Genomic DNA, 263 nt, shown 5'->3' with positions numbered 1-263 from the left:
CTATCGGCCGTGGTCAACTATTGGGGCCATGCGCTCGGCATCTCGATCGAGTCGGATATGCGCCGCCAGGCTTTCGATCACATCCAGAAGCTGTCGTTCCGCTATTTCGACAACAACAAGACCGGCCACCTGATCACCCATGTCACCAAGGACCTCGAAGAGGTCGGCGAGGTCGCGCATCACGGCCCCGAGGACGTGTTCATCGCCATCATGACCTTCATCGGCGCCTTCCTGCTGATGTTCTCGGTCCACTGGAAGCTGGC

1 protein-coding gene is annotated in these 263 nt (G+C 59.3%); it reads left to right on the top strand.

Annotation, left to right across the window (positions count from 1 at the left end):
* Positions 1 to 263 (top strand): ABC transporter transmembrane domain-containing protein (locus tag SB764_RS41465; RefSeq protein ID WP_410866963.1); only part of this gene is annotated, 263 nt, incomplete at both ends.

It is taken from the genome of Paraburkholderia sp. SIMBA_027, assembly GCF_046535315.1.
Classification (GTDB): domain Bacteria; phylum Pseudomonadota; class Gammaproteobacteria; order Burkholderiales; family Burkholderiaceae; genus Paraburkholderia; species Paraburkholderia tropica.
This window is presented reverse-complemented; position numbering and strand designations above follow the sequence as displayed.